The organism is Streptomyces sp. NTH33 (genome assembly GCF_003236365.1).
In the GTDB taxonomy this organism is placed as follows: domain Bacteria; phylum Actinomycetota; class Actinomycetes; order Streptomycetales; family Streptomycetaceae; genus Streptomyces.
The window spans coordinates 1-2,728 of record NZ_POTZ01000683.1; the positions used below are offsets into that span (position 1 = coordinate 1).

At 74.3% G+C, this 2,728-nt stretch carries 3 protein-coding genes and 1 pseudogene; 2 read left to right on the top strand and 2 right to left on the bottom strand.

From position 1 onward, the window contains the following. Together C1I97_RS34905 and C1I97_RS34910 are read left to right on the top strand one after the other, a co-directional pair. Positions 1 to 1,418, top strand: a 1,418-nt coding sequence (locus tag C1I97_RS34905) for an alkaline phosphatase D family protein (RefSeq protein ID WP_111006977.1), incomplete at its 5' end; no start/stop codon positions are given. Positions 1,419 to 1,573: 155 nt separating this feature from the next. Beyond that, positions 1,574 to 2,206 carry a DedA family protein gene (locus C1I97_RS34910; protein ID WP_111006978.1) on the top strand — a complete coding sequence of 211 codons (633 nt, stop codon included), beginning with the start codon at positions 1,574 to 1,576 and terminating at the stop codon, positions 2,204 to 2,206. Between the two features lie 22 nt (positions 2,207 to 2,228). On the opposite strand, the gene C1I97_RS34915 is transcribed toward C1I97_RS34910, so the two are convergent. Both C1I97_RS34915 and C1I97_RS34920 read right to left on the bottom strand, forming a co-directional pair. Next, positions 2,229 to 2,459, bottom strand: coding sequence for a DUF2277 domain-containing protein (locus tag C1I97_RS34915; RefSeq protein ID WP_111006979.1), 231 nt, complete (start codon positions 2,457 to 2,459; stop codon positions 2,229 to 2,231). Between the two features lie 57 nt (positions 2,460 to 2,516). After that, positions 2,517 to 2,728: pseudogene (locus C1I97_RS34920) on the bottom strand (DUF2804 domain-containing protein); the annotation flags it as partial.

Below are 2,728 nucleotides of genomic sequence, written 5' to 3' on the forward strand. Positions count from 1 at the left end.
GCACGCGCGCGTGGCCGCCCCCAAACTCCCGCTTCCCGCCCTCCGTCATCCGCTTCCCCGCCGACGGCGAGGACCTGCGCGTCGCCTTCGGCTCCTGCCGCTGGGCCGCCCCGCCGGCCGACGGCAGGGACGCGATCGGCCCGGACGCGCTCGACACGCTGGCCGCGCGGATCGCCGCCGACCCCGGGGGCGAGCGCCCCGACGTCCTGCTCCTGCTCGGCGACCAGGTCTACGCCGACGAGACCTCCGAGGCGACCCGGCGCTGGATCTCCGCCCGCCGGGGCCTGGCCGACCCTCCGGGTGGTCAGGTCGCCGACTACGAGGAGTACACCCGGCTCTACCACGAGTCCTGGCTCGACCCGGAGGTGCGCTGGCTGCTGTCCACCGTGCCCAGCTGCATGATCTTCGACGACCACGACGTCGTCGACGACTGGAACACCTCCGCCGCCTGGCTCGCCGACCTGCGGTCCACCGACTGGTGGCAGGAGCGGCTGCTCAGCGCACTGATGTCGTACTGGGTGCACCAGCACCTGGGCAACCTCTCCCCGGCCGAGCTGACCGCCGACCCGGTCTACGCCGCCGTACGGGCCGCCCCCGACGGCACCGACGCCCTGCGCGCCTTCGCCGCGCGGGCCGACCGCGACCCGGCGTCGGTCCGCTGGAGCTACCGGCGCGACTTCGGCCGGGTGAGAGTACTGATGGTGGACTCGCGGGCCGGCCGGGTGCTGCGGGAGGACAGCCGGGCGATGCTCGATCCGGAGGAGGCCGAGTGGCTGCGCGCGCAGGCGCTGGAGGACCGGGGCTCCTGCGACCACCTGCTCATCGGGACCTCACTGCCCTGGCTGCTTCCGCACCTCGTGCACGACCTGGAGGCATGGGACGCGGCGCTGTGCGGGAGTGAGCGAGGTGCGCGCTGGGCGCGGTTCGGGGAGTGGCTGCGACGGGGCGCCGACCTGGAGCACTGGGCGGCGTTCCCCGCGTCCTTCGCGGCACTGGCCGAACTGGTCGCCGAGGCGGGATCCGGGCCGGAGGCGCCCGCGACCGTCCTCGTCCTGTCCGGTGACGTGCACCACGCGTACGTGGCCGAGCCGCGCTGGCCGTCGCGGTCCGTGGACGCGCGGGTGCTGCAGCTCACCTGCTCGCCCGTCCACAACTTTGCGCCCCTGTCGATCCGGCTCGGCTTCCGCTTCGGCTGGAGCGCGGCGGCCCGTGCCCTCGGCCGCCTGTTCGCCCGGCACGGGCGGTGCGCCGAGCCACCGGTCCACTGGAGACGGACGGGCGGACCGTGGTTCGGCAACCAGCTGATGACGCTGACGCTGCGCGGGCGTTCGGCCCGGCTGCGGCTGGAGCGGGCGCGGACGGCGAAGGACGGGCAGCAGCGGCTGGAGACGGTCGCGGAGTCCGAGCCGGCCCCATGACCGCGAGCCGACCCCACAACCGAACACATGGCCCCGGTGCAACTCCTGTCACACTTCCGGCGTACGCTGTATGGCTGTTGAGGCCGCTCCTGCCGCTCCCCCGCGACGTCGCGGCGCGTTCGGCGGTTCACGGGGAATGACAGGGGGAGTCTTCGGTGCTGGAGAGTCTGGCGCGGGTGGGGTTGCTCACCGGCACTCCATGGATCTATGTCGTGGTGGCCGCCTCCGTCCTGCTGGACGTGTTCCTGCCGGTGCTGCCCAGCGGCGTACTGATCGTGACGGCCGCCACGGCGGCGGCCGCGGGCACGGGCGCGGCGACGGGACACGTCCCGCAGAACGTGCCGGACATCCTCGCGCTGATCCTGTGCGCGGCCACGGCGTCGGTGCTGGGCGACCTCTTCGCCTACCGGCTGGCCCGGCGGGGCGGCGAGCGGCTGGACCGGGCGATCTCGCGGTCGCGACGCCTGAGCAGGGCACAGGAGCGGCTCGAGGCGGCCCTGTCCCGGGGCGGCGGCGCGCTGGTGATCCTCGCCCGCTTCGCCCCGGCCGGCCGCTCGGTGGTCTCCTTCAGCGCCGGCGCCGCGCACCGCCGCGTCCGGGAGTTCCTCCCCTGGTCCGCCCTGGCCGGCCTGTCCTGGGCCGGCTACAGCGTGGCCCTCGGCTACTTCGGCACCCGGTGGCTGGGCGCGACGTGGCTGGCCACGGGCGTGTCGGTGGCGGCGCTGTTCGCGGCGGGGGCGGGGGCGGCGTATCTGATGCGGCGCACGCCGGAGCCGGCAAAGGCGTAGGAGAGACCACGGCGCCGGACGGTCACCCCGCCTTGTGCGCGGTCTGCCCCCGCACCTCCAGCCCAGCCAGCAACTCCTGTGTGGCCTGTGCGATCACGTCCACCGCGTGATCGAAGACCTCGCGGTTGTGCGCGGCCGGCGCCCGGAACCCCGAGACCTTCCGCACGAACTGCAGCGCGGCGGCCCGCACCTCTTCCTCCGTCGCCTCCTCGGGCAACGCGGGCGGACGCAGCGTCTTGATACTCCGGCACATGCCACCAGTCTCAGCACGCCCCGCACGCCCCGCGCAAGCACCCTGGGGCACGACGGCTCAACCCTCCAGGTCGACCCGCCAGTCGTTGGACGTGATCCGGTGGCCCTTCGGGTACTCGAAGTCGACCGGGCCGAGCAGCGTGAACCCGGCGCGACGGCACACCGCGTTCGAGGCGGTGTGCTCCACTTTCGGGAACGCGTGCAGATACCGGTGACCGTCGGCGGCCCGCGCCTCGGCCATGACGGCCAGCGCCGCCCGCACCGCCAGCC